27 protein-coding genes are annotated in these 24,287 nt (G+C 34.1%); 13 read left to right on the top strand and 14 right to left on the bottom strand.

What is annotated here, in order from left to right; genetic code table 11:
- Window positions 1-43: 43 nt before the first annotated feature.
- The 3 genes from AC5LW9_RS13445 to argA all read left to right on the top strand — a co-directional run bounded on the left by AC5LW9_RS13445 (window position 44) and on the right by argA (window position 2,304).
- Window positions 44-313: a hypothetical protein gene (locus AC5LW9_RS13445; protein ID WP_493456058.1), complete on the top strand. Its 270-nt coding sequence runs from the start codon at window positions 44-46 to the stop codon at window positions 311-313.
- Window positions 314-384: 71 nt separating this feature from the next.
- On the top strand, window positions 385-753 hold the full coding sequence (locus tag AC5LW9_RS13440) for an MFS transporter (RefSeq protein WP_493456057.1): 369 nt from the start codon (window positions 385-387) through the stop codon (window positions 751-753).
- Between the two features lie 222 nt (window positions 754-975).
- Window positions 976-2,304 carry an amino-acid N-acetyltransferase gene (argA, locus tag AC5LW9_RS13435; protein WP_493456056.1) on the top strand — a complete coding sequence of 443 codons (1,329 nt, stop codon included), beginning with the start codon at window positions 976-978 and terminating at the stop codon, window positions 2,302-2,304.
- An 86-nt stretch (window positions 2,305-2,390) separates the two neighbouring features.
- Here the strand turns inward: argA and ulaA are convergent, their stop codons facing one another.
- The 11 genes from ulaA to AC5LW9_RS13380 form a co-directional block, all read right to left on the bottom strand.
- A complete protein-coding gene (gene ulaA / locus AC5LW9_RS13430; protein ID WP_198228614.1) occupies window positions 2,391-3,644 on the bottom strand; it encodes a PTS ascorbate transporter subunit IIC in 1,254 nt (417 codons plus the stop codon).
- Window positions 3,645-4,842: 1,198 nt separating this feature from the next.
- Window positions 4,843-6,258 carry a glycoside hydrolase family 28 protein gene (locus AC5LW9_RS13425; protein WP_493456055.1) on the bottom strand — a complete coding sequence of 472 codons (1,416 nt, stop codon included), beginning with the start codon at window positions 6,256-6,258 and terminating at the stop codon, window positions 4,843-4,845.
- A gap of 175 nt (window positions 6,259-6,433) precedes the next feature.
- Window positions 6,434-7,405: a sugar-binding transcriptional regulator gene (locus AC5LW9_RS13420; protein WP_065738373.1), complete on the bottom strand. Its 972-nt coding sequence runs from the start codon at window positions 7,403-7,405 to the stop codon at window positions 6,434-6,436.
- Between the two features lie 108 nt (window positions 7,406-7,513).
- Window positions 7,514-8,758, bottom strand: coding sequence for a zinc-binding dehydrogenase (locus AC5LW9_RS13415; protein WP_493456054.1), 1,245 nt, complete (start codon window positions 8,756-8,758; stop codon window positions 7,514-7,516).
- 162 nt (window positions 8,759-8,920) lie between these two features.
- Entirely contained in the window at window positions 8,921-9,751 is an 831-nt protein-coding gene (locus AC5LW9_RS13410; protein ID WP_065738375.1) for a mannose/fructose/sorbose PTS transporter subunit IID, read from the bottom strand.
- A gap of 18 nt (window positions 9,752-9,769) precedes the next feature.
- Window positions 9,770-10,588 (bottom strand): PTS mannose/fructose/sorbose transporter subunit IIC, encoded by an 819-nt coding sequence (locus AC5LW9_RS13405; protein WP_198236670.1) that lies wholly within the window; start codon window positions 10,586-10,588, stop codon window positions 9,770-9,772.
- Window positions 10,589-10,622: 34 nt separating this feature from the next.
- Complete coding sequence (locus tag AC5LW9_RS13400) at window positions 10,623-11,114, bottom strand: PTS sugar transporter subunit IIB (protein WP_065738377.1); 492 nt, start codon at window positions 11,112-11,114, stop codon at window positions 10,623-10,625.
- Window positions 11,115-11,534 (bottom strand): PTS sugar transporter subunit IIA, encoded by a 420-nt coding sequence (locus AC5LW9_RS13395; protein ID WP_493456053.1) that lies wholly within the window; start codon window positions 11,532-11,534, stop codon window positions 11,115-11,117.
- Window positions 11,535-11,746: 212 nt separating this feature from the next.
- Window positions 11,747-12,433, bottom strand: coding sequence for a DNA mismatch repair endonuclease MutH (gene mutH, locus AC5LW9_RS13390; RefSeq protein WP_086326704.1), 687 nt, complete (start codon window positions 12,431-12,433; stop codon window positions 11,747-11,749).
- A gap of 69 nt (window positions 12,434-12,502) precedes the next feature.
- Window positions 12,503-13,051 (bottom strand): NADPH-dependent FMN reductase, encoded by a 549-nt coding sequence (locus AC5LW9_RS13385; RefSeq protein WP_086326703.1) that lies wholly within the window; start codon window positions 13,049-13,051, stop codon window positions 12,503-12,505.
- Between the two features lie 82 nt (window positions 13,052-13,133).
- Entirely contained in the window at window positions 13,134-13,694 is a 561-nt protein-coding gene (locus tag AC5LW9_RS13380) for a Dps family protein (RefSeq protein ID WP_025314541.1), read from the bottom strand.
- A gap of 276 nt (window positions 13,695-13,970) precedes the next feature.
- On the opposite strand from AC5LW9_RS13380, the gene srlA reads away from it, so the two are divergent.
- From srlA to srlR, 6 genes are all read left to right on the top strand, one after another.
- The gene (gene srlA, locus AC5LW9_RS13375) at window positions 13,971-14,519 is read left to right on the top strand and encodes a PTS glucitol/sorbitol transporter subunit IIC (protein ID WP_065738381.1); all 549 of its coding nucleotides are present in this window, start codon (window positions 13,971-13,973) and stop codon (window positions 14,517-14,519) included.
- A gap of 19 nt (window positions 14,520-14,538) precedes the next feature.
- Window positions 14,539-15,531, top strand: a complete 993-nt coding sequence (srlE, locus tag AC5LW9_RS13370) for a PTS glucitol/sorbitol transporter subunit IIB (protein WP_198228620.1) — start codon at window positions 14,539-14,541, stop codon at window positions 15,529-15,531.
- 90 nt (window positions 15,532-15,621) lie between these two features.
- On the top strand, window positions 15,622-15,990 hold the full coding sequence (gene srlB / locus AC5LW9_RS13365) for a PTS glucitol/sorbitol transporter subunit IIA (protein ID WP_039128977.1): 369 nt from the start codon (window positions 15,622-15,624) through the stop codon (window positions 15,988-15,990).
- Window positions 15,991-16,002: 12 nt separating this feature from the next.
- Entirely contained in the window at window positions 16,003-16,782 is a 780-nt protein-coding gene (srlD, locus tag AC5LW9_RS13360; protein ID WP_039128979.1) for a sorbitol-6-phosphate dehydrogenase, read from the top strand.
- Window positions 16,783-16,855: 73 nt separating this feature from the next.
- Entirely contained in the window at window positions 16,856-17,221 is a 366-nt protein-coding gene (locus tag AC5LW9_RS13355; RefSeq protein ID WP_493456052.1) for a transcriptional regulator GutM, read from the top strand.
- Window positions 17,222-17,323: 102 nt separating this feature from the next.
- Entirely contained in the window at window positions 17,324-18,103 is a 780-nt protein-coding gene (srlR, locus tag AC5LW9_RS13350) for a glucitol operon DNA-binding transcriptional repressor SrlR (protein ID WP_039128984.1), read from the top strand.
- Window positions 18,104-18,316: 213 nt separating this feature from the next.
- On the opposite strand, the gene serA is transcribed toward srlR, so the two are convergent.
- Both serA and rpiA read right to left on the bottom strand, forming a co-directional pair.
- On the bottom strand, window positions 18,317-19,558 hold the full coding sequence (gene serA, locus AC5LW9_RS13345) for a phosphoglycerate dehydrogenase (protein ID WP_198236673.1): 1,242 nt from the start codon (window positions 19,556-19,558) through the stop codon (window positions 18,317-18,319).
- 55 nt (window positions 19,559-19,613) lie between these two features.
- Window positions 19,614-20,279: a ribose-5-phosphate isomerase RpiA gene (rpiA, locus tag AC5LW9_RS13340; protein WP_086327067.1), complete on the bottom strand. Its 666-nt coding sequence runs from the start codon at window positions 20,277-20,279 to the stop codon at window positions 19,614-19,616.
- A gap of 207 nt (window positions 20,280-20,486) precedes the next feature.
- On the opposite strand from rpiA, the gene AC5LW9_RS13335 reads away from it, so the two are divergent.
- From AC5LW9_RS13335 to AC5LW9_RS13320, 4 genes are all read left to right on the top strand, one after another.
- The gene (locus AC5LW9_RS13335) at window positions 20,487-21,392 is read left to right on the top strand and encodes a LysR family transcriptional regulator ArgP (RefSeq protein ID WP_039128992.1); all 906 of its coding nucleotides are present in this window, start codon (window positions 20,487-20,489) and stop codon (window positions 21,390-21,392) included.
- A gap of 88 nt (window positions 21,393-21,480) precedes the next feature.
- The gene (hemE, locus tag AC5LW9_RS13330) at window positions 21,481-22,554 is read left to right on the top strand and encodes a uroporphyrinogen decarboxylase (RefSeq protein WP_086327066.1); all 1,074 of its coding nucleotides are present in this window, start codon (window positions 21,481-21,483) and stop codon (window positions 22,552-22,554) included.
- Window positions 22,547-23,140 (top strand): YjaG family protein, encoded by a 594-nt coding sequence (locus AC5LW9_RS13325; RefSeq protein ID WP_493456051.1) that lies wholly within the window; start codon window positions 22,547-22,549, stop codon window positions 23,138-23,140. The genes hemE and AC5LW9_RS13325 overlap by 8 nt, the downstream gene beginning before the upstream one ends.
- Before the next feature lie 174 nt (window positions 23,141-23,314).
- Entirely contained in the window at window positions 23,315-23,587 is a 273-nt protein-coding gene (locus AC5LW9_RS13320) for an HU family DNA-binding protein (protein ID WP_065738392.1), read from the top strand.
- A 138-nt stretch (window positions 23,588-23,725) separates the two neighbouring features.
- Here the strand turns inward: AC5LW9_RS13320 and ybaK are convergent, their stop codons facing one another.
- Window positions 23,726-24,211: a Cys-tRNA(Pro) deacylase gene (gene ybaK, locus AC5LW9_RS13315; protein ID WP_493456050.1), complete on the bottom strand. Its 486-nt coding sequence runs from the start codon at window positions 24,209-24,211 to the stop codon at window positions 23,726-23,728.
- Between the last annotated feature and the right edge of the window lie 76 nt (window positions 24,212-24,287).

The following is a 24,287-nucleotide window of genomic DNA, read 5'->3' as shown; positions in this document are numbered from 1 at the left end:
GTGTTGTATTATTTTAGGATTGAATGCATTAATTGTATTAAAAATGCTATTTCCAAATTATAAAATTACTCCAGAGGAAAAAGAGAAAGACCTACAAACGCTTGAAAACCAAACGCCGATATTAAAACAAACAGTTAATTTTTATATTGAAGGTTTATACTTTATTGTTATTGGTTTTACATCGACAGCAACATTTTATTTAGTCTCATCTTGTTTAAAAGATTTTTCACAAACGGTTGCTGGTATGGGTTCATCTGGGGCAGTTCAGGCATTTTCATCATACGGCATTGGTACATTAGCAGTGTATTTTTAACCTCAATTTTAGTAAAAAGTCTGGTAAGGCCTGTTTATATTGTTATTCTATACCCATTACTTTCAACCTTAATGTTAATTATTCTATATAGCTATCCAACACCAATGATGTGTATTATTGCTGGTTTCGTGCTTGGTTTCACTGCAGCAGGTGGTGTATTGCAGTTAGCATTAACCACAATGGCCGAATTTTTCCCATCGGGTAAAGGAAAAGTATTGGGGATTTTCTTTACATCATTGAGTGTTGCAACAGCCATGATACCATTTTTCATTGGTTGGATATCAACAAATTTAGGTTTGTATTATGTTATGCTTAGCGATGCAATTATTGCTGGTTTAGGGACATTATTAGCGGTAGTTGTATTAATCCGTTACCGAAAAATATTTAATATTTCTAAAAGAGCAGATAAAGATAATTATTCATTTAACAAAATACTCTGATATTAAGAGCATGCCGTTATTGGTATGCTCTTTTTTTTATATTTACTAAATAAACCACATTTGAAAAATTAATTATTTCAAATTGATAATTTAAGTTTTTTATTTTTATATTAGTAAAAATCCCTTTCTGAATTATTTTTTAAAAACTGCTTGCGATCAAAATAAAAACACATAAAATTACATAAATAATGAATAAATATTCAATGATGAAAGGTTGTGAAGATGAAAGAGCGTACAACAGAGTTAGTTGAAGGTTTAAGACATTCAGTGCCTTATATAAATACCCATCATGGTAAAACATTTGTGATTTTACTTACTGGAGCGGTTCTAAAAAGCGATAACTATTCAAGTATCATCAGTGATATTGGATTGCTTTATAGTCTAGGAATTAAACTCGTTATCGTTAATGGTGCACGTAATCAAATTGATGCGTCGTTAAAAAATCATAACATTACGCCTAAATATCATAAAAATACCCGTATCACTGATGCCGCCACATTGGATGTCATCAAGCAAGTTACTGGCCTATTGCAGCTCAACATTACCGCAAGTTTATCAATGAGTTTAAATAATACACCATTACAAGGCGCTCATATTAGTGTCGTTAGCGGTAACTTTGTCATTGCGCAACCATTGGGGGTTGATGACGGAGTTGATTATTGTCATACAGGTAAAATTCGCCGCATAAATAACGAAGCCATCGAAGAACAATTAGAGCGTGGCTCTATTGTATTACTCGGTCCTGTAGGCGTTTCGGTAACAGGCGAAAGTTTTAATTTAGCATCTGAAGATGTCGCGGCTGAAGTCGCTATTCGCTTAAAGGCCGATAAACTAATCAGTTTTTGCGCAGAACAAGGTGTTCTCGATGAAAATGGTCGAGTTATTACCGATCTTTATCCTATAGATGCGGATAATTATGTAAATAATAAAGAGCAACAAGGTAAACATTTATCAAGTGAAGCACGTTTTTTACGGGCAGCCTCTAAAGCATGCCGTTGTGGAGTTAGACGAAGCCATTTAGTTAGTTATTTAGTTGATGGCTCTATTTTACAAGAACTCTTTTCCCGTGATGGTATTGGAACACAAGTTTCGATGGAACATTCAGAACAGATTCGCTCTGCAACCATTAATGATATTGGTGGCATATTAGAACTCATCCGACCATTAGAAGAACAAGGCGTATTAGTTAAGCGTTCACGTGAACAATTAGAGATGGAAATTGATAAATTCACCATTATTGAACGTGATAATATGACGATTGGTTGTGCTGCTCTTTACCCTTATCTAGAAGAAAAAATGGGTGAAATGGCTTGTGTCGTAATCCATCCTGATTATCGTAATTCATCTCGTGGTGATTTATTGATTGAAAAGATCATGGAAAGTGCAAATAACTTAGGGTTAAAAAAAATATTTGTATTAACTACCCGTAGTATTCACTGGTTTAGAGAAAAGGGCTTTAATCCAGCAGAAGTGGATGATTTACCAATTAAAAAGAAACAACTCTATAATTATCAAAGAAATTCAAAAATATTAATGTTTAATATTGAATGAAATGATCATTAAAAAGTCTGCTTATTCGGCAGACTTTTAACCAATCATGAATACTTAACTTAATCAAAGCGAAAGCGCTTTTAGTGCTAGTTAAACAATTTCACTACAAATTCGGTAATCAATGACAAACTGGTAAAGTCAGGATCGGCAAATGTAACGCCTTCCACACCTAGAAATGCAAAAAGAGGTAACGCTAGAGCAGGTAATATACATAATAATAACCCATTGATAAAAGCAGCAATTATTGCACCTCGTGCTCCGCCAGTTGAATTACCAAAAATAGCCGCGGTTCCACCTGTGATAAAGCTTGCCATAATTCCTGGAATAATAATGGGTAAACCAACAAAAGGAAAAACAACAACGCAGGCTATTTCAGTAAAGAAACTCACAATGAAACCAACCAATACACAATTGGGTGCTTTATCAAATAACACCATAGGGTCGACAGCGGGTACACAACCAGGTGCGACAACTTGAGCAAATCCTTTAAAAGCTGGAATAATTTCTTCAGTAAAAATGGCTACCCCTTTTTTAGCAATATATAAACCGCCTGCAAAAATAGCTGATTGTTCCAGTGCAAAAATAATGAACGTGTTATTTTTAAGAATATCTTTTAAATAATCAGCAGAAGAAAACGCGCCAGATAAACATAGTAAGACAAACATGGTAATAAAAGTCGCCACATCAGACTGTCTTAAAAAGCTAAAACGATCGTTTATTTTGATATTTTCAATATCATTTTTTTTATTTCCTAACAATGAACCTAAATAAGAACCTATCAAATATGAGATAGTCCCTGCATGAGCAATACAATAATCATTATTGCCTATTATTTTACGGCTGAATTTAGAGAGTAAAGTTGGAAATATCGCCATATAAAGCCCAATAATAATTGCGCCAGTAGCAACAATTATATAGCCATTATAGCCCATACCCTGTAATACGGCAGTGAACGAAAATGCCATAAATAGCACTAAATGCAATGATAAATAAATCGATTTAAAGCGAGTAAATCTTGCTAATAGCAGATTAATGATCATCGCAAAAAAGAGGATAAAAGCAGCGCTTGTGCCAAGTGATTCCATTGTCAATGCGGTAATGGCTTCATTACTTGGTACTACGCCATGCATTCCAAACGCGTGAGTAAACATGTTACTAAACATAATTAACACACCACCCAAAATTTTTCCGCCAGTCTTAATTAACACAAATCCAATAAATGAAAGTAGCGTTCCAGTAATAATTTTAGAAATTTTTGCTCTCTGTAATATCAGACCGATAAAAGCTACTAATGCAATAATGATAGCTGGTTGACCAAATATATTTAGAAAAAGCCCCATGTTTCCACTCCAAAACCTAATAATAAAATAATAAATCATTATAAATGAAATGCTATTTCATTTTGTGTTTTGGATCACAAATTAGCAAATGTAATAGAAAAATAATTAATTATAAGCAACTACTTATCTAAATTAAGGATGATTAATTGACCTTTTTTAGATAACTTTTAATTGAGTTTATTAATGTTTATCTGTAAAAATAATTCAGGAGTCTATACCGTTTCATTAAGTTTTGAATATAAGAAAAGAATTATAAGATAAAAAGAAGTTGATAAAGATGTCATCACTATACTTTTTAAATCAAAGTTATTTTAGGCAGTGACATTATTCTTCATTGTTGTCACAAATATCCCAATTGATTGTTTTTTAGATAACACTTACTTGAGTTTATTAATGTTAATCTGTAAAAATAATTCAGGAATCTATACCGTTTCATTAAGTTTTGAATATAAGAAAAGGATTATAAGATAAAAAGAAGTTGATAAAGATGTCATCACTATACTTTTTAATTCAAAGTTATTTCTGGCAGTGACATTATCCCCACAGTTGTCAGCAAATATCCCAATTGATTGTTTTTTAGATAACACTTACTTGAGTTTATTCATGTTTATCTGTAAAAATAATTCAGGAGTCTATACCATTTCATTAAGTTTTGAATATAAGAAAAGGATTTTAAGATAAAAAGAAGTTGATAAAGATGTCATCACTATACTTTTTAAATCAAAGTTATTTCTGGCAGTGACATTATATTTCACTGTTGTCAGCAACTATTTTATTGATTGTTTTTTAGATAACACTTACTTGAGTATATTCATGTTTATCTGTAAAAATAATTCAGGAGTCTATACCATTTCATTAAGTTTTGAATATAAGAAAAGGATTTTAAGATAAAAAGAAGTTGATAAAGACGTTATCACCATACTTTTTTAATCAAAGTTATTTTAGGCAGTGACATTATTCTTCATTGTTGTCAGCAAATATCCCAATTGATTGTTTTTTAGATAACACTTACTTGAGTTTATTCATGTTTATCTGTAAAAATAATTCAGGAGTCTATACCGTTTCATTAAGTTTTGAATATGAGAAATGAGCGTTATCTGTTTTGATTGTCGATTTGATATTTTATATCAAAACAGATAACGCCCTCTGTTGTTAGCTTTTTATCCAGTTCAATCTAAACTAATACATTAAATTATTATTACTTAGTTATTTTACTGCCTTTTTCTTTAATAATATCAGATCCTTTTTCTACCTTAATTGTCGTTTTACTGAACTCTACGGAGGCATTACGAATTTTAAAACCAAGTTCAGATTCAATATTAATGTTAGAAAATTTGATATTATCAAATGGTTTTTCAGGGGTTCCAATGATAAAACCTGCATAATTGGTTTTACCTTTAACTGTAAGATTATTAAAGCTTATGTTATTAAAGTAAGGTGTTTCGTTTTCTTTATACTCTTTCGGTTGTTCATTATCAGCTGGATAGATTTGGTCGCCTAGCATAAATCCACCTGCAAATTCGCCTTCTTGCAACGCTTTCACTCTCGCATCTTTAGTTGTTGGTCCTCCTTTATAATAAGCTGACAGTACAATTGGTGTTTTTACATTTATCATTGTGTTGTTGTTATATTGAATATCTTTGACTTCTCCACCTTTACCTCGAGGAGATTTTATTCGAATACCATACATTGCATCGGTGAAAGTATTATTTTCAGCAAGCAGATTACTCACGCCACCATTTGTTTCTGAGCCAATAGATAACCCACGCCCAAGCATAAAGTTATTATCAGCAATATAAAAATCATGGCTAAGGTTGTTTACGGTCGCTTTGATTGCAACGTGATCATCGCCAACACTAATATTATTTTTGGTAATGCTGACTCTTCTACTATTCATTGGATCAATTGCATCAGTATTTTGCCACCAAGCAGGAGCGGATATGGTTGTTTTGTTAATCGTAATATCTTCCACATTTTTAAAAACGATATGAAAACTTGGTGAATTCTGTATGGTGACGCCTTCAATTAAGATATTATTCGCGTCTTTAAATAAAAGTAAACGTGGACGATTTGTTGGTCCTTTTTTTCCTGCCTTACGAGTCTCTGCGCGATATTTTTCTAAAAGCGTTGAACCTTGTCCATCAATAATACCTTCACCAGTGATAGCAATATTCTTTTCTTCTGCAATATTAATAAAGCCAATCCATTGTTCAGCCAATGGCAATGATTTAGCCGAGCTTGACCATTTTTGTTGTTTTTCTGTGGGATGATAAGCACTTTCTTCAGCAGAAGCTTGTAAAACAGCGCCTTTTTCTAAATGAAATTCAATGTTACTTTTTAAAAAAAGGGGTTCTGATAAATAATAACCCTCAGGGACAATAACTTTACCCCCGCCTTTTTGAACACAATCATCGATAGCCGCTTGAAATGCTTTTGTGTCATACCAAATACCTGTTGCTTCAGCACCATAATCTCTAACATTACATTGTTTATTAGGAATATTTAATTTCTCTAAAGTAACCGGGGAAAATGAAGGCGATGCAAAAACACCGAAACTAGCCGTGAGGGAGAATAGACCAATAGATAATCCATTTTTTATAGTTAACCGATACATAATTTTTCCTTAATCAAAAGTAAAAAAGACAAAATAGTGAATATACAAATGATTATCTAGGTTAACTGTAAAAGAATCTGTTAATAGAATCACAAAACAGAAAAATAGTTTATAAAAATTGAAATGAAGTTTTATTTTTGGTGTGTATTAATTATCTATTTGTTTATCTAATGGCTTAATTAGCTAATTGATTGGCCATTTCATCGCTAATGACTAATATATCAATATAATTTGCATTTAATGCCGCAATCAAACTATTGAGTTTTTCCGCATCACCACTCGCACATATTTTTAAAGGAATTTTTTTGAGATTTTCTAAGGTAACACCAATGATTTGATCATGAAAAGGGGTTTGTAATTCCTTACCGTTTTTATCGTAAAATCGTGACAAAATATCTCCGACAATTTTTTTGTTAGTAATTTTTTGAAAAAGTTCACCATAAAAACCATACCAAATGGAGTTTTTGGATATTGCAGGACAGCCTATACTAAATAAAGCAACGGTAATTTTATTCCACCAATTATTAAGTTCCTTCATATGCTGAGTTTTTTCGATTTCAGTTTTCAAATTAGCGGTATCGACGATGGCAGGGTAGTCAATTAATATCGCGTTACTTTTAAGTTTATCCGAAAGTTTATAAGCTATATTATTTACATGGTATTTTGTTTCGATCTTGCCAGATGGGCCACCAATCATTGGTACGATGGTAACGTTTTCGAATGTAGCATTATCATTTTTTAAGCTATTAACTATATAATTGATCGATCGACCCCAAGACACACCAATTACATCATTCTCGGTAATATTTTTGAGTAGAACATTTGAAGCGACATTACAAACAATCTGATTTTTACTTTCATTGTCTATATCAAGATTGACTGGTACGACAATAACTTGTTTTAAATGATATTTCTTACGAATTTTTTCTTCTAACGCGATATCGGGTAACAAATTATAATTAATCGAAATCGAAACAATGCCGAGCTCGCGTATTGTTTTTAACATGCGACTAATGCTTGAACGATGTATATTCACAATTTTTGCTATTTCTGATTGTGTTTTATTTTCTTCATAATACAACTGAGCAATCTTAATTAACATCTTGTGTTGTTCAAACTCGTCGTTGCGAAAATTTTGATTAATCATAGTAGCGTTATCTTATTATTTTTAGTTATTAAAAAACTCCGTGTTTTTATTCACATCAAGAAGTCATTTTTGTATGACAACTTGAAGTGAATAGAGTATACCAAAAAATCAAGAATCGATATCAGGAAAATAGTTTAAAACATAATCTTCGGCCTCTTTTGACCAAATGCCATGATTTTTAGACAATATTTTGTGTAAAGCAATATCATCCGCATCTTCATTTAATGATTCCAAATTTTTAAGATCAAACTTTTTATGAGTATAAACCAATTTTTTTCCTCCTTTAATCTGGTCTTGAATTTGAGTGATGTTACTCGCGTGATCAATACCCATAATGTGCGATACGATTTTTGCCACATCGACTGCTCCCGATTCAATAAGTTTAACCGCTTCGCGCATGTCATTAGTATTACCGCCTGAAGTGCCAACGATATGGGTAAAGTTATAATGAACATCGTAGAAATTAATTTCAGCAGAAAAGTTTTTGTCTTGTGGACCGGCAAAAAAGTTAAGGCAACCGTCAATTGCCAATAATTGAGAGGCAAGTTGAATCAACTCTTGCGAAGGTAAGAAAACAAAAACATCATCGAAACTGCCTGTTGTTGATTTATTTTTTAATAGGGTAACTTGATCATCGGTCTTTGAGATATCCACAAATTCTAATTCAATACCATTGCGGGATTGGTAAAGGGTTTTTAAGTGTTCTATTTTTTCTTTACTGCGACCGGTTACGACTATCTTTTTAGGTGCAATAGGACCACCTAATGCATAATCTATTGCCAGCATTCCCATCGGACCAGTACCACCTAAAATAATCAGATTACCATTAGGTTTTATACCCATGATATGTTCATAACTATTCGGTTTTAAGTGAAAATTAGCATTAAACGCGCCGATAATACATGATAAAGGTTCAATTAATGCACCTTCGAAATAAGTTTGTCCATCATAAGGAATCAAACAGTCTTGTTTTAATACATCATGGTTGATTATCATGTAAGTTACACAACCACCAGTATAAGGATAGGAGTATCCTACGCAATATGGACTATCAGTCAGTTGCAAATTGGCTTGAACAACATATTTTTGTCCGGGCTTAAATTTATGCTGCCAATTTTTCCCAACCTCTATAATTTCACCACAACATTCATGACCAATAATGATTGGATTATTTTTTAAATCAGGTGGTGTCTTTTTATGATTTTCACCCTGATTGACTAGTTTTAATGAAGACATACACATACTATCAACAATGACTGTCACTAGAATTTCATCATCAGTAATTTTGGGAAGTTCAAATGATTCCAATCGCAAATCATTTTTTCCATATAGTCTAACTGCATGAGTTTTCATATATTCCTCTTGTTTTTAATAATTGATTAAATTTGCTCAGTAAAAAAGGTTCAAAGTAACTGTATTAGTGGTTAAAAATCAGTGTTATCCGATCACTTTGTAATGACTTTGAACCTGTTAATTAATTTTGAGCGGTGAAGTTTTTGTTTTGAATCTATCGTTTTAACCAAGAATACCTAAACCATAGCCAATAATGCCTACCGCAAATAATGCAAAGATCAAAGTTATTGGACTAACTTTTTTTCTTAATAATTTCATCATTAACAGTGTTAATGCTAAAGGGAGTAATCCTGGCACCAGATCGTTAAGAATGCCTTGTACTGTCATAGTGACCTCTTCACCATTAATGCCCGTAGTTTGTGACACAATAAGTGGGACATTAATCGAGGTCCATTTGGTGACCAATACGCCCATTATGAATAACCCTAAAATAGACGCACCTTCAGTTAATTTTGGAAGAATATTACCGGATAGATCTTTAACGATTCCGATTCCTTTCGATAACCCATAAGTTAAGCCATACCATTTCATCGCAATTCGAATTAAGTTAAAGAGGATAAAAAACAGTAATGGACCAGCGATATTTCCAGTAAGCGCTAATGATGCACCAAGAGCGGCGGTAATTGGACGTAATGTGCCCCAAACTAATGGATCTCCCACACCCGCTAAAGGCCCCATAAGACCAACTTTCAAACTGTTAATCGTGCCATCAGAAATATCTGCGCCATTTGCTCTGGCTTCTTCCATTGCCATGGTGACGCCCAAAACAGGCCCACACATTGCAGGTGTTGTATTGAAAAAGGTTAGATGTCTTTTTAATGCTTCTCGTTGCTCTTCTTTTGTTTTGTATACCCGTTTAATTGTCGGAATCATATCGACACAAAAAGCTAAGGCATGAATTCGCTCATAGTTGAAAGATGCTTGTTGAAAATTAGATCGAATAAATGTGCTGACAATATCTTTCTTTTGTATAGTATTTAATACTTCTTTCATAATAAAACCCTTTACTTATTAATCATCTAATTCATCATCAGCAATGATTGAATGGTTATTGGTCACGACATTAATGTTTGTTTCATTACTTTTAGTTGTATTAAATTTAGAATTTAATTGAACATAAATAATGGCAAAAATGACGCCTAAAATGCCAAATGACAGTAAACTAAAATTCAAATACCCACCAAGAACAAACCCTAAATAGAAGAAAGGGGCCAGATATTTAACCATCATCATGTTCAAGACCATTGCATAACCAACTACAACAATAAAACCACCGGCAACAGCAAGTCCCCCAGTAACAATATCTGGTAACAGATTTAATAAGCTTTTGACGGTGTTTGCATCAACATAAATGGCAACTAAAGTTGCAGGTATTGCCACTCGCAATGCTTGTACAAACAGCGCACTAAAATGCAAAAGCTCTATTTTTTTGAATTGAACTTTTTCAGCGGCGTTATCCGCTTCATGTTGAAAGGCAACCGTGATGGTTCTTGCAAATACCGTTAAAACTTGTCCAGCGGCAGCAACGGGTAGGGCGATTGCAATTCCGGTTTGAATATCTTGTTTACCAACGACAACTAAAATTGCTGATATAACACTAGCGAGTGCTGAATCGGGTGACTGAGCGGCACCTATATTCATCCAACCTAATGCTATCAATTCAAGCGTACCGCCCAAAATAATACCTGTTTTTATATCGCCTAAGATTAAACCTATCACGGTACAAGCAATTAATGGCCGATGGGTTTGAAACTCATCAAGTACACTTCCCATTCCTGCGATACAAGAAAAAATAAAAATTAATACAATTTGAAATAATGAAATTTCCATTTTCTACCTCCTTATTTATTACTAATGATGGTTGTTAATATGGAAATTCTTGGTCAAGCAATTTGATAAAATCGACGGTAGGATCGGTAATCACCACTTTTAAGCACAGATCAACCCCCATCTGATGCATTTTTCTAAATGCTGATACATCGTTTTCATCGAGTGAAACAGCTTTAGTAATCTGCTTTTTGCCTGTTTTGAAAGACATACCGCCAATATTGATACTTTTAATTGGTACACCTTCTTCAATCAGTCGCATGACATCTGTTGGGTTGGTAAAAAGATAAAACACCGTATCATTTTCATATTTAGGGTTTTTATAAACAGCCGCCGCTTTAGCAATACTCACTACAGAAACTTTAATTCCAGGAGGAGCCGCTTGTTTAACTAAAGTGGAACGAATTTCGTCATTAGCCACTTCATCACTAACAACAATTATTCTTTCTGCTTTGGCCTCTTTGGTCCAAACAGTCGTGACTTGACCATGTATTAAACGGTCATCAATACGGACTAAATTTATAATCATTTAAAATTCCTCATGTTTAGCGATGTTTTTGGATAGTTGACTGAAAGATTTGATAAAATCTGCTTTCATGTCGTTAAGTTGTTCAAAAGTTTCTTCTAAGCTGATTGAGGCGTAATCAATATGTAATAACGCTAAACAAAGTGGTAAGGATAAGCCACTGATGACTTCAATATTGCCATTTTGCATTGCCAACATTGCCGCTGCGTTATAGGGGCTACCGGAAAAGATATCAGTAATAATAATGAATGGTTGCTCAGTTGATTGACTAATAATTTTTAGGTATTTATCTTTTAAACTCTCAATACTTTCACCTAATTGAAAAGTAATAGCATGTAGGTTTGCATATTCTCCAGCTATCATTTCAATACTCTTTTTCATTTCAATAGCAATGTTTCCATGGCCAGCTAATATAAAGTTCATATCACACCTCTTTCACAAATTCTCTTGTTGCTTCACAAATGTTTAGGTGAATTTATATTCACAAATAATCAAAGTAAATCACAAATGTGAAGAAATGTGATTTAGATTTGATTTTCTTGCAAAATAAAAGAAATTTCTTTTATGGTGATATAAAAAAGTAGTAATTTGTAAGGTTAAACTTTATAAATTTGAGGGGGAAAATTGAATTATGATTATTCTTTAATAAAAGAAGGTGTTGCGTTTTGTAAAATCTGTAAAGTAAAAGATTTTTTAAGATAGAATCCTCTTGGACGTGTTAGGATAATTTGTCCGTTTTCACCAATTGCTTCAGTTAATGCTTTTCCATTTGCTGCTTTAGGTCTGATTTGTAGATAAGTACCATAGCGAGCGGTAATCTTTTCCACTTGACCCAGTGCTATCATATCCATCAATTCTTGCCAATCTTGCTTAAGCTGTTGCTCTTGTTCGTGCGTTGGTGTCCATAAAATAGGATGCCCCACTTTTCTATCTGCAAGAGGAATGGTTCTTTCTCCTTCAATTGGGATCCAAAGTACTTTACTGAGTTTATATTTGACATGACTCGTTTCCCAAATCACACCATGATTCGCCATTAATGGCGTAACACTAACAAAGGTGGTTTCTAATGGTTTACCTTGTTTGTTGATTGGAATTGTTTTTAGTTCAATGCCTAAATTAGCAAAATCGCGTTCCGCTTTACTTCCAGCATTCGCACCTAAAAAGGTCTCAATAAGATTACCCGCCCAGCCTTTTTGCTTATTAAGATTATTCGGTACCGGCATATTGAGATAATGGGCTATTTCACCAAACGTATAACCCGCAACTAATTGGGCACGGTTTAATAATTGTTGTTCATTGGTTGGAAAATAAATTGTTGTCATGTCAAAACTTTATCAATTGCAAAATAAACCCACAGTTAATTAGAACTGTGGGTACTCAATAAAACATAATTAACTTAACTTTTCAACCCAATGTGCATAACTGTTGATAATAGCAGAAAGAAATTCTTTGGTTTTCTCGTTCATATTCCCATTTTCATCAAAAGCGTTATTAATATTTCCTATATAGGCTTCAGGTTGCTGTAAGGTTGGCATATCAAGAAAAACGAATGATTGTCGTAATTGATGATTAGCACCAAAACCGCCTATAGCGCCTTGTGATACAGAAATTACCGCCGCAGGTTTTTTGGACCAAACACTTTTACCATAAGGACGAGAGCCGACATCCAAAGCATTTTTAATTACAGCTGGTAAACCTCGGTTATATTCTGGGGTAACAAAAATTACACCATTACAATTGGCAATTTCTTGACGAAAACGAACGTAGGATTGGGGTGGGGTGTCTGTATCAATATCTTCATTATAAAAAGGTAAATCGCCGATCTCGATAATATCGAGTGATAGTGATTGTGGTGCAATTTGCTTAAATACCTTCGCTACTTTTAAATTGAAAGAATCTTTACGTAAACTACCAACAAGTACAGCTATTTTTTTACTCATTTGTAATTCCCCTTAACAGAAAGATAAAGAGACACAATAATGTGTCTCTTATTAGGGATAATGATTCAACATTACTAAATTTTTAGTGACCTGAAGAATCCAATTTACGACTGGTTTCAAACAAAAACCAAGCACGTTTTTCTGTTTGATCTATCCACTCTTCAATTAAACTTGCTGTTGCCGAATCGTTATATTTATCACAAATATCATGTGCAACCCGCATACGAGTGGTAAGTTTAATATTATCTTGGCAGAGTTCAGCAATCATATCTGACGGCTCAACAAAATCCGCATCATTATCAGAAATACTTTGTAATTTTGAAATGTGACCAATAGAGCGCAATGTTGTGCCACCTAATTTACGCACACGTTCAGCAATTGGATCGGTCATTGCGAATAATTCGTCACCATGATCATCTAACATTAAGTGATAATCACGAAAATGAGGGCCACTTACATGCCAATGAAAGTTTTTAGTTTTTAAATATAAAGCAAATACATCTGCTAATACAGAGTTCATTGCGCCGGAAATATCTTTTGATGCTTTTTGACCTAAATCAGTAGGGAACAAAATTGCTGCTTGCTGTAGTTTCTTTGCGCTAGCTGCTTTTTTAGATTTAGAAGAGGTAATACTTTTAGCCATGATATTCTCCTTAAGTTGAAAAACAAAATAAGTGTGTATTTACAAATTACGCTAACTGGCAATCAAAGTCCAATCAAAATGAGCTATTGTTGGCTATCACTGCTATTTTAGCAATCTATGGATAACACTCATTTCATACACTTTCCTTTTTTTAATTATTTTCTAATAAATTTCTTTCACAATAAAAGAAAATATTTCAAAATGTGATCGAGTTAAAAGTTATTTGTTTTTGAAGTTGATAGTATTTAATCGAAATTTAACTCAATAGGAGACATTATGATTGATGCTATTTCATTTGGTGCCGAATGGTTTATTGGTTTATTCCAAGAAGGAGGCAAAGTTTTTGTGGGGATGGTAACGTCGATTTTACCATTATTAATTTCATTACTGGTTGTGATGAACGCACTTATTAAATTTATCGGCCAAGAACGTATCGAACGTTTAGCTCAAGCTTGTGCTGGTAATCCTGTTTCTCGTTATTTAATTTTACCGTTAATTGGTACTTTTGTGTTTTGTAATCCAATGACATTAAGTTTAGGTCGCTTTATGCCAGAGTTTTATAAACCAAGTTATTACGCTGCTTCATCTTATAGCTGCCATTCAATGAATGGTTTATTTCCTCATGTTAACCCTGGTGAACTTTTTGTTTATTTAGGGGTCGCAGCTGGCTTAACCACTTTAAATTTACCGTTAGGTCCTTTAGCGGTTAGCTATTTCCTTGTCGGTTTAGGCACCAACTTCTTTAGAGGTTGGATCACAGATTTTTGTACTGCCATTTTTGAAAAAAAAATGGGCATTAAATTAGATAGAAAAGTGCATTTATAACAATGGTAAGGAACACAAAATGGCTAAATTTATTCGTATAGAAAAAGGTGAATCGGGTTGGGGCGGACCTTTAGAACTTCCTATCATTGCAGGAAAAAAAATCGTCTATATTGCAGCCGGTACGCGACCAGCAATAGTTGACACACTCACTCAATTAACAGGCTGGCAAGCAATTGATGGTTTTAAAGAAGGCGAACCACCTAAAGAAGAAATTGGCGTAGCGGTTATTGATTGCGGTGGCACATTACGTTGCGGTATTTATCCAAAAAATCGTATACCAACGATTAATATTCATGCAACGGGCAAATCCGGGCCTCTTGCTCAATATATTGTTGAAGACATCTATGTTTCAGCCGTAAAACCAAACAATATCACATTAATTGAAAAAGAGGGGGATGCTGTTAACCAAGCTGCATCGCAAGCGAGCAAAACCGTATCTGAATTTAAAGATTATGATAGCAGTAAAAAAATTACTGAACAAAGTGATGGTTTACTAGCAAAAATCGGTATCGGAATGGGATCGGGTGTTGCCGTTTTCTTCCAAGCGGGTCGTGACACTATCGATACCGTACTTAAAACCATTCTTCCCTTTATGGCGTTTGTATCGGCATTAATCGGAATTATCATCGCATCTGGGTTAGGCGACTTTATTGCACATGGTCTTGTGCCATTAGCTAATAATCCACTTGGTCTAGTTATATTGGCGCTAATCTGTTCTTTCCCTTTGCTTTCACCGTTCTTAGGACCGGGCGCGGTTATTGCACAAGTTATTGGAACCTTAGTTGGGGTGCAAATAGGGCTGGGTAATATTCCACCTCATCTCGCTTTACCAGCATTATTTGCCATTAATGCGCAAGCAGCATGTGACTTTATACCGGTTGGTTTGTCATTGGCAGAAGCTAAGCAAGATACCGTTAGAGTTGGCGTACCTTCGGTACTTGTTAGTCGCTTTTTAACGGGAGCACCAACCGTATTAATTGCTTGGGGCGTTTCATTATTTATCTATCAATAAACCGATTAAAAAATGGGATTGCGCATCCCGTTTTAAGCTAACAATCGCAATAAAAATTAGTGTTTAGTACAGAAAATAAGAAGGTTAAGAATGTCAAATGTTATCTATCAATCAAACATTAATCAAATTGGTGAATTTGCGTCAGAAGCATTAGCTGATGGCATGCTAATTCTATTTAAAACCGGTGCGCCAGCCGATTTAGCCGATTACTGCTTTATTCATAGTCATGATGTTTTAAAGCAGGATTTACAAGTCGGACAAGTGATTCATTTAGGTCATCATATTTATAACATTACCGCGGTAGGTGATGTAGCAAATGTTAATTTTCAACAATTAGGACATATCACAATAAGGTTTGATGGTAATCGTCAAGCTGAATTACCCGGAACGGTGCATGTAAAGGGTGAAATCCCTGAAAAACTTTTTGTAGGTGATGAAATTAAAATTTTAAATAATTAAGGAAAATAAAAGATGAAACAAGTAGCAGTTATTGTAGGTGGTGGTCAAACTTTAGGTGAATTTTTATGTAAGGGTATTGCTGATGCTGGATACAAGGTTGCCGTTGCTGATTTAAATATCGCAAACGCCAATAAAGTTGCAGACGAGATAAACCAAAAGCATGGTGCAGGTACTGCTAAAGGTTTTGGGGTTGATGCAACAAACGAAGAAAGTGTTATTCAGTTGGCAAATGATGTTAATGATACTTTTAAACGTGCGGATTTAATGGTGTACAGCGCCGGCGTTGCTAAAGCTGCGCCAATTACTAATTTCGTATTAAGCGATTTTCAACTATCAGTGAATGTAAACCTTACTGGTTATTTCTTATGTGCACGTGAATTTGCTAAATTAATGGTAAATCATAAAATCCCGGGTCGAATTATTCAAATTAACTCTAAATCAGGTAAAGTCGGCAGTAAACATAACTCTGGATACAGTGCGGCTAAATTTGGCGGTGTTGGGTTAACTCAATCACTGGCGCTGGATCTTGCTGATTATGGAATTACAGTCAACTCATTAATGTTAGGTAATTTATTAAAATCGCCAATGTTCCAATCATTAATACCTCAGTATGCTAAAAAGTTAGGTATTGCAGAAGATCAAGTTGAGCAAGTTTATATTGATAAAGTACCCCTTAAACGTGGTTGTGATTATCAAGATGTACTTAATGTCTTATTATTTTATGCAAGTGACAAAGCTTCTTATTGTACAGGACAATCAATTAATATAACGGGTGGTCAAGTGATGTTTTAATGAGAATAAAGTGCGTAAGTTAATTTAAAACTTATCGCACTTTATTATTTAATTTATATAAAAAGGATTAATCATGAATATGACCAATACGCTAATTGTCATGGCATTGATTGCGTGGTGTATCCAAATTATTTTTAGTTGGTTTCAAATACGCCGTTTTAATCATGCTTTTTTATCTTTGAAAAAGGGTATGTACTTGGGAGTTGGTCGTAGTAAAAATAAACGTTTTAAACCCAGAGTATTAATTGCGATTTCGTTAGATGAAAATCAGGTAGTCATTGATTCGGTTATTATGAAAGGGATTACGATTTTTGCTATACCCAAACCTATCTCACAATTACATGGATTGTCCGTTTTAGATATCATACCTGAAAAGGTATTCCCTAATGAGCCATCTTCACAAAGTGCATTAACTGTCGCTTTGACTGCCAATAAATGAAAATTAACTTTTATTTTGAAAAGTATTTTCTTTCATTATAAAGTATAATAATTATATAAAATAAAAATTTTTATACGCTAGTTATAGTGATGGGATCCAAGCATGAAGGTAAGGCAAAGACAGACAGCTATTTTAGAATATTTGCAAAGTCATGGACAAGTTAGTGTTGATGAACTGGTTGAACACTTTAAAACTACTGGCACAACTATCCGTAAAGATCTTACACAACTTCATGAAAGTGGTTTAGTTTTGCGTACTTATGGTGGTGCTATGCTAAACCGCGAAATTGGTGACCGAGCCATCGATCATAAAACTTACATTAATACTGCTCAAAAAAAGGCGATTGCCGAAGAAGCCTCTAAATTGATCCATGAAGGTGATTCAATCATTTTTGATGCTGGTAGCACGGTTGCTCAAATGATCCCTATGCTTGCTAGATTCAATAATTTAACTATTATGACCAATAGCTTACATATGGTAAATGAACTGGTCGCTAATGATAATGACCAAACTATTATCTTAACGGGCGGAACATTTCGCCGTAAATCAGCCTCATTCCATAGCAATAATGCGTCCGCCATTGCTGCTTTTGAATCCTACACGTTTGATAAACTCTTTATGGGTGCAGATGGCGTAGATTTAGTTGGTGGAGTTACTACATTTAATGAAAGCTATCATGGTAGTGTTGCAATGAGTAAAGCGGCTGCGAAATTAATCTTATTAGCGGATTCTTCAAAATTTGGAAGACGCAGTCCAAATGTGGTGTGTGATTTAAGTGCTGTCGATACCATCATTACAGATAATAATTTAGATGATAAATATTATGATGCATTAATGCAAAAGGGCATTAAAGTAATAAAAGTAAAGCCGTTAACCAAATAAAAAATCCAGATAAAAAATCTTAAAAAGGGTTCAGCCCAAAGTTATGCATCAAACCTAATAATGAATATCAAAGCTTATTAAAATTGGTTTAATAATAAGCTTTGAGTCTTTAACCGTTTTAGATCATTTCCGACAGTATAGATATACGCTCAAACGTTTTTTATTCATTAAATCCTTTGAAAAAGGATCATTGGAACATATCGCTAAGATAAATTAAAATAATAATCTAGCTCGAATGGTACCATCTACATTTTTTAATTTTACTAATAACTCTTCGGCTTTGCTTTGTTCTACTCTATCGATATCAATAACAACATAACCAATTAAAGGATCGGTTTGCAAATATTGTGCTGATATGTTCAGGCCTTGTTCTGCAAATAACGTATTAATTGCCGTTAATACGCCAGGTTGATTGTGATGAATATTGATAAAACGACTTGAACCTTTTGCTGGAATTGGCAAAGCAGCTTTAGGAAAATTAACTGCGGAAAGTGTTGCCCCGGTGTCTGAATATTTAGCTAGTTTTGTTGCTACTTCAATACCAATATTTTCTTGAGCTTCACTGGTTGAACCGCCAATATGAGGAGTAATAATGACATTATCAAATTTACACAATGGCGATTCAAATGGATCACTATTGCTAGCCGGTTCAGTTGGAAATACATCAATTGCTGCACCACTAAGCTTATTGGCTTCTAGCGCTTGAGTGAGCGCATCAATATCGATTACACTGCCGCGGGAAGCATTAAGCAAAATTGCACCTGATTTCATCATATCAATTTCTGATTTGCCAATCATTTTAATTGTCGTCGCATTTTCAGGAACATGCATACTAACAATATCACTCATAGCAAGTAATTCTTTCATGGTTGCAATTTGTTTGGCATTTCCTAATGGCAATTTGGTTTCAATATCATAAAAGTAAACATTCATACCTAATGATTCAGCAAGTACACTCAATTGACTACCAATATGACCGTAACCAATGATGCCTAAATTTTTACCTCGTGCTTCGTGAGAGCCAGTGGCTATTTTGTTCCATTTGCCTTGATGAGCTCTAGCATTGGCTTCTGGTACTCGACGAAGTAATAAAATCGCTTCAGCTAATACGAGTTCTGCAACTGAACGAGTATTAGAAAACGGTGCATTAAAAACAGGAATTCCTTTAACGGTAGCAGCTTCAAGTTCAACTTGATTGGTTCCAATACAAAAACAACCAATCCCAGCAAGTTTAGGTGCAGCATCAATGATATCTTTCGTTAAGTGTGTCCTTGAGCGAATACCAATAAATCTTGCATCTTTTAATACGTCTTTAAGTTCAGATTTAGATAATGCACCTTTATGATATTCAATGTTGTTATAACCTGCTGATTTAAGTGTTTCAACCGCACTAGGGTGGATCCCTTCAAGTAATACAAACTTGTTTTCATCTTTCGTTAACGCCTGAACAACCATTATTTCCTCTCTATCCATCAAAATATAATAGGTATTTACTATAATTTTTTAAAAATTAAATAGTTTTATTTAACTCTTTTACACCTGAGCTGCATCCAACTAGTGCGATATCTGCCCCTCTATTGGCAAATAATCCAACGGTTACCACACCAGCAATATTATTAATACGATGTTCTAATTCCACCGGATTGGTAATAAGAAGATCATGCACATCTAAAATAACATTGCCATTATCGGTCACGACCCCTTGTCGATATATTGGTTTACCGCCAAGTTTAACTAACTCACGGGCAACATAGGAACGAGCCATCGGAATTACCTCTACAGGTAATGGGAATTTTCCTAATACATCGACAACCTTTGATTCATCCACAATACAGATAAACTGTTTTGCAAGTGCTGAAACTATTTTTTCACGTGTTAAAGCGGCTCCTCCGCCTTTGATCATTTGTAATTGTTGATTTATTTCGTCAGCGCCATCAACATATACATCTAAGCTATCAACATCATTACAGTCTAGTACTGGAATGCCATAGCTCTTCAATTTTTGTGTCGAGGCTTCCGAACTTGAAACAGTGCCTTTAATCTGATCTTTGATTGTCGCCAAGGCATCAATAAAATGAGATGCTGTAGAGCCCGTTCCTACTCCAACATATGAATCTGGTTTAATATATTTTAAGGCTGACCAGCCTACCGCCTTTTTTAATTCGTCTTGTGTCATGATATCATCCTATGTTAAGGATACTTTTTCTTAAAAAAATAAAATTTTAAAAGAAAAATTATTAAAGATATGGCATAGTACCCAATTGGAAAGCAAAAATCATTAGTATTTTAATAAATATATTAATTTTCGATAGGTTAAAAATTTTTTACGATATTAAAGTAGCTTTAATATCCAAGCAATGATCAAATCATTAGTAAAGAGATTATGAAGCGTCCAGATTATAGAGCATTACAAGCATTAGATGCAGTGATAAAAGAACGGGGATTTGAACGTGCAGCTGATAAATTGTGTATCACACAACCAGCCGTATCGCAACGTATTAAACAATTAGAAAGCTTTTTCGGTCAACAATTATTAGTTAGAACGATACCGCCGAAAGCCACCAAGCAAGGAGAGCATCTTTTAGGATTATTGCATCAAGTTGAATTATTGGAACAGCAATGGTTAGGTGATAATGAACAAAACACAACACCATTGTCGTTATCGATTGCAATCAATGCTGACTCTTTAGCAACATGGCTTTTACCAGCTTTAAAGCCCGTATTGGATAAAAATATTCTTCGTTTTGATATTCAAGTAAGGGATGAAGAACATACTTTAGAACTACTGCGTTTAGGCACAGTAGTTGCAGCAATCAGTATTCAACCTAATCCATTACCTGGTTGTTTATCTGATTTATTAGGGGCGCTTGATTATATTTTTGTGGCATCGCCTGAGTTTGCTAAAAAATACTTTCCCAATGGGGTAACTCGATCTTCGCTTTTAAAAGCGCCTGCGGTTGCTTTTGACCATTTGGATGATATGCATCAAGCTTTTCTACAAGAAAACTTTAATCTAACGCCTGGTAGTGTAATTTGTCATATTACCAGTTCATCAGAGGCCTTTGTTCAGCTTGCTAAGCAGGGATCTGCCTGTTGTATGATACCGATGTTACAGGTTGAGCAAGAGTTAAAAAATGGTGAATTAGTCAATCTGACTGAAGGTTTATACCAAAGACGAATGCTTTATTGGCATCGGTTTGCGCCTGAAAGTAGTGTAATGCAAAATATTTCTGAGACTTTAATCCGTTATGCACAACGTTCTTTATCTCAACCACAAGATAGGAAATAGTAAGTAAAATTTAATGTTTTTTACTAAAACGTAATGCTAACCTGAAACTTTTTTACAAAGTGCAATAACCACTTACAGAGCAGATAATATGAGTCAATTAAAAAATGATCGTTATTTACGCGCATTACAGTGTTTACCTGTTGATTACACCCCTATTTGGATGATGCGGCAAGCCGGTCGTTATCTGCCTGAGTATCGACAGTTACGAGCCAAAGCGGGTGATTTTATGACGATGTGCCAAACACCCGAATTGGCATGTGAAGTGACATTACAACCTTTGCGTCGGTTTGACCTTGATGCAGCTATTATTTTTTCGGATATATTAACCATTCCCGATGCAATGGGACTTGGATTGTATTTTGAAGCAGGCGAAGGACCCAAATTTACTAAATCCCTATCTCAATTATCTGATATTGAAAAATTACCTATTCCCGATCCGCAGTTATCTCTTGGCTATGTAATGGATGCAATACGTCTGACTAAAAAAGAGTTAAATGGCAAAGTGCCTTTAATTGGTTTTTCTGGCAGTCCTTGGACGTTAGCTACTTATATGATTGAAGGGGGAAGCAGTAAAACCTTTACCAAAATAAAAAAGATGCTTTATAGTCATCCCAAAGCACTGCATCTATTACTTGAAAAATTGGCGACGAGTGTCGCTTTATATTTAAATGCACAAATTGAAGCGGGAGCTCAATCAATAATGATATTTGATACTTGGGGTGGCGTGTTAAGTCATCAAAGTTATCAAGAGTTTTCTTTAAACTATATGCAATTAATCTTATCAAAGTTAAAACGAGGCAATAAAACTCAGGATGTCACCTCATATGTGCCTGTTACTTTTTTTACCAAGGGTGGCGGATTATGGTTAGATAGCATTGCTAATACTGGCTGTGATGCTATTGGTGTTGATTGGACAGTTAATTTGAGTGATATTCGACAAAAAGGTAAAATTGCCGTGCAAGGTAATTTAGATCCGTCAGTTTTGTATGCTGATAGACAAACAATAGAATCTAATGTTGATACTGTTCTTAAAGAATATGGTACTCATAATGGGCATATTTTTAATTTAGGGCACGGTATTCATCAAGATACTCCAGTAGAACATGTACAATATTTAATTGAGGCTGTACATCAACGCTCCAAAAGGTTTCATCATGATTAAAAATCCAGTTCAATTAAGAATCGAAAAATTAGCATTATGGCAACAACGTTTATTCATGCTTTGTTTGTGTGAAAGAATGTACCCAAATTTTGTCTTTTACGCAAAACAACAGCAAAATGAGGAAGATGCTAAAAGTTATAAGAAAATACTTGATCTGATGTGGGAATCATTATTAGTTGAGAATGTAAAAATCAATTTTGATTTACAGCTGGAAAAGTTAGAAGTGATTATTCCTAGTATTACCGAAGATAGTCCTTATATTATTTACCCTGCTATTGATGCATGTCAGGCATTAAGTGAGGTTTTACACTCATATTTAACGGGTGAAGTAACCGAACACGCAGCAAAAGTGAGTAGTATATCGGCAACAACCGTTGCAGAATTTGAAATGACAAAATCAAATATTGTTCTAAGTGAAGATGAACAACAAACTTTACCTAGTGTGATCGATGAATTTGATTTTCAATGGGAAATTTTTCGAATTTTACGAGATGAAAATAACAATATGATTGACTTAATAAAAGGTTTAAAAGCCGATATTCGAGAATCTGCAATAAGTAATATTGGTGTTTTTTTGAGCAATTAAGCTTTTAAATGTGTCATTTTTTTATTTTTTACCAAATTTTCCTTTAACATTGGAGGAATATAGACTACATTTAATAGCAATGTAATCTAACGTTGTTTACAGAAGCAAAGTTGATTTTCGGCATTGCTTATAATGTTAACTTTAACAATAAAATAATTATGTAAGGATATTTCCATGAATAAAACAGAACTTGTCGATGCTATTGCTAGCAAAGCAGATATTACAAAAGTTGCTGCAAAAACAGCTCTAGAAGCAACATTAGCTGCTATTACTGAATCATTAAAAGCTGGTGAGCCAGTGCAACTAGTTGGTTTTGGTACATTTAAAGTTAATGAAAGAAAAGCTCGTATTGGTCGTAATCCAAAAACTGGTAAAGAAATCAAAATTGCCGAAAGTAAAGTTCCAGCATTTGTATCTGGTAAAAGCTTAAAAGAAGCAATCAAATAAGTTTGTTTATTTCTTCCTATTTTATTATATTGATGGGATGTACTTTTGGTCATAAGACGTTGTCTTGTGGCCATGTTTTTTTATCTAATTTTTAACACACAGAGATTTATTAAAAAATAAAAGCGGATACAAGCAAGGTTAAGATTTTATCTCTACAAATTTTGCATTTAAAACTTTTGCTAAATCTTGCGCGATGAGTTCTATTTCTAATCCTCTTCTTCCTCCTGAAATAAACATTTTTTCTAGTTGAACTGCACTTGAATCAATAAGAGTGGGTAATTGCTTTTTTTGCCCTAATGGGCTAATACCACCCACTAAATAACCTGTAATTTTTTGCGCTAAATTAGGATCGGCTAACTCTACTTTTTTGCAGTTCAGTGCTTTAGCCACTTTTTTAAGATCTAAGTGATTATCAACCGGTAATACACAAACTGCTAACATTTTATCGTTACCATTTAAACTTACTATTAATGTTTTAAACACTTGTGTAGCAACTACGTTTAAACTTGGATCGAGTTTATTTAAAGCTTCTTGTCCATAGTGTGTATCATTAGGATCATGCTCATATTGGTGAATTTTAAATGTGATATTTAACTTTTTAAGAAGCTTAATCGCAGGTGTCATAGTGATGTCTACTATAATTAAATAAAATAGGTTAATGATTGAATTTTAGTTACCCTATTAACAAAATTAATAGGGT

The sequence above is a fragment of the Gilliamella sp. LMG 34360 genome, from assembly GCF_984568995.1.
This window is presented reverse-complemented; position numbering and strand designations above follow the sequence as displayed.

What these genes read in the sequence shown, in the direction of transcription:
- AC5LW9_RS13445 (WP_493456058.1), top strand. Translation starts at nt 44, where the DNA reads ATGCTATTTCCAAATTATAAAATTACTCCAGAGGAAAAAGAGAAAGAC.
- AC5LW9_RS13440 (WP_493456057.1), top strand. Translation starts at nt 385, where the DNA reads ATGTTAATTATTCTATATAGCTATCCAACACCAATGATGTGTATTATT.
- argA (WP_493456056.1), top strand. Translation starts at nt 976, where the DNA reads ATGAAAGAGCGTACAACAGAGTTAGTTGAAGGTTTAAGACATTCAGTG.
- ulaA (WP_198228614.1), bottom strand. Translation starts at nt 3,644, where the DNA reads ATGGGGCTTTTTCTAAATATATTTGGTCAACCAGCTATCATTATTGCA.
- AC5LW9_RS13425 (WP_493456055.1), bottom strand. Translation starts at nt 6,258, where the DNA reads ATGTATCGGTTAACTATAAAAAATGGATTATCTATTGGTCTATTCTCC.
- AC5LW9_RS13420 (WP_065738373.1), bottom strand. Translation starts at nt 7,405, where the DNA reads ATGATTAATCAAAATTTTCGCAACGACGAGTTTGAACAACACAAGATG.
- AC5LW9_RS13415 (WP_493456054.1), bottom strand. Translation starts at nt 8,758, where the DNA reads ATGAAAACTCATGCAGTTAGACTATATGGAAAAAATGATTTGCGATTG.
- AC5LW9_RS13410 (WP_065738375.1), bottom strand. Translation starts at nt 9,751, where the DNA reads ATGAAAGAAGTATTAAATACTATACAAAAGAAAGATATTGTCAGCACA.
- AC5LW9_RS13405 (WP_198236670.1), bottom strand. Translation starts at nt 10,588, where the DNA reads ATGGAAATTTCATTATTTCAAATTGTATTAATTTTTATTTTTTCTTGT.
- AC5LW9_RS13400 (WP_065738377.1), bottom strand. Translation starts at nt 11,114, where the DNA reads ATGATTATAAATTTAGTCCGTATTGATGACCGTTTAATACATGGTCAA.
- AC5LW9_RS13395 (WP_493456053.1), bottom strand. Translation starts at nt 11,534, where the DNA reads ATGAACTTTATATTAGCTGGCCATGGAAACATTGCTATTGAAATGAAA.
- mutH (WP_086326704.1), bottom strand. Translation starts at nt 12,433, where the DNA reads ATGACAACAATTTATTTTCCAACCAATGAACAACAATTATTAAACCGT.
- AC5LW9_RS13385 (WP_086326703.1), bottom strand. Translation starts at nt 13,051, where the DNA reads ATGAGTAAAAAAATAGCTGTACTTGTTGGTAGTTTACGTAAAGATTCT.
- AC5LW9_RS13380 (WP_025314541.1), bottom strand. Translation starts at nt 13,694, where the DNA reads ATGGCTAAAAGTATTACCTCTTCTAAATCTAAAAAAGCAGCTAGCGCA.
- srlA (WP_065738381.1), top strand. Translation starts at nt 13,971, where the DNA reads ATGATTGATGCTATTTCATTTGGTGCCGAATGGTTTATTGGTTTATTC.
- srlE (WP_198228620.1), top strand. Translation starts at nt 14,539, where the DNA reads ATGGCTAAATTTATTCGTATAGAAAAAGGTGAATCGGGTTGGGGCGGA.
- srlB (WP_039128977.1), top strand. Translation starts at nt 15,622, where the DNA reads ATGTCAAATGTTATCTATCAATCAAACATTAATCAAATTGGTGAATTT.
- srlD (WP_039128979.1), top strand. Translation starts at nt 16,003, where the DNA reads ATGAAACAAGTAGCAGTTATTGTAGGTGGTGGTCAAACTTTAGGTGAA.
- AC5LW9_RS13355 (WP_493456052.1), top strand. Translation starts at nt 16,856, where the DNA reads ATGAATATGACCAATACGCTAATTGTCATGGCATTGATTGCGTGGTGT.
- srlR (WP_039128984.1), top strand. Translation starts at nt 17,324, where the DNA reads ATGAAGGTAAGGCAAAGACAGACAGCTATTTTAGAATATTTGCAAAGT.
- serA (WP_198236673.1), bottom strand. Translation starts at nt 19,558, where the DNA reads ATGGTTGTTCAGGCGTTAACGAAAGATGAAAACAAGTTTGTATTACTT.
- rpiA (WP_086327067.1), bottom strand. Translation starts at nt 20,279, where the DNA reads ATGACACAAGACGAATTAAAAAAGGCGGTAGGCTGGTCAGCCTTAAAA.
- AC5LW9_RS13335 (WP_039128992.1), top strand. Translation starts at nt 20,487, where the DNA reads ATGAAGCGTCCAGATTATAGAGCATTACAAGCATTAGATGCAGTGATA.
- hemE (WP_086327066.1), top strand. Translation starts at nt 21,481, where the DNA reads ATGAGTCAATTAAAAAATGATCGTTATTTACGCGCATTACAGTGTTTA.
- AC5LW9_RS13325 (WP_493456051.1), top strand. Translation starts at nt 22,547, where the DNA reads ATGATTAAAAATCCAGTTCAATTAAGAATCGAAAAATTAGCATTATGG.
- AC5LW9_RS13320 (WP_065738392.1), top strand. Translation starts at nt 23,315, where the DNA reads ATGAATAAAACAGAACTTGTCGATGCTATTGCTAGCAAAGCAGATATT.
- ybaK (WP_493456050.1), bottom strand. Translation starts at nt 24,211, where the DNA reads ATGACACCTGCGATTAAGCTTCTTAAAAAGTTAAATATCACATTTAAA.